Source organism: Citrobacter sp. Awk 4, from assembly GCF_028069725.1.
Taxonomy (GTDB): domain Bacteria; phylum Pseudomonadota; class Gammaproteobacteria; order Enterobacterales; family Enterobacteriaceae; genus Citrobacter_D.
This window is the reverse complement of sequence record NZ_JANEWG010000136.1, coordinates 1-741: the sequence shown is the minus strand read 5'-3', so window position 1 is coordinate 741 and position 741 is coordinate 1. Positions and strand designations below refer to the sequence as shown.

Annotated in this window: 1 protein-coding gene; it reads right to left on the bottom strand. The window is 30.9% G+C overall.

Features of this window, described 5'->3' with window-relative positions:
- Positions 1–481 (bottom strand): EpsG family protein (locus NNO04_RS23005; RefSeq protein WP_442870767.1); only part of this gene is annotated, 481 nt, incomplete at its 3' end.
- Positions 482–741 lie beyond the last annotated feature (260 nt).

Below are 741 nucleotides of genomic sequence, written 5' to 3'. Positions count from 1 at the left end.
GGTATATGTTTATTAAGGAAAGAACAAAACCAGCGAATAGAAAATATATTGAAATATTTCTAAAGCATGCCGAGTTAATAAAAGGAATAATAAAAAAAATTAAGGCAGATACATGTATACTAGATGCGGTAGCAATGATAATTGTAAATCTTATTTTCTTGCAATCTATATATGACATTACTCCCCAGATAGAAAGCGCTACCGCCAAAATCTGTCTTAATACATCAATGTTAAAAGAAAAACTAAGTATAAAATAGAACGCTAAGCAAAAAACAGCCAGTGGAGTGTATTTATTAAAAAAGACAATTAATGTATATAATAAAAATGATGTAATTAAAAAGACAAATCCCCAGAACCCTATACCTAATGCTGAAAATAAATTGCTTATTACTTCATAACCAGGCTCAAACGGAACATTAATACCCCTTCCTTCGAAAAGATCTTCATACACCGTCCAATCAACACCAATCTTATATCGCATTCCTATAAATATTAGGACATTGGTAACAACAAATATCAGAAGAATTCGTTGCTGTTTTAGCTTCTGAATATTTAGAATTCCACACGTGAAATTTACTATAAAATAAAATACCCAAGCCATCATATCACCAAGTTTTTGTATGTTTTTCTAATGCAGATGAAAGCTAACATTATTGCCATTACAACCAATTTAACTACGATGGCATAATAATAGGCGATGTTACTTGTCAAAATGGAAATGCCATACGCAATCAGCATACC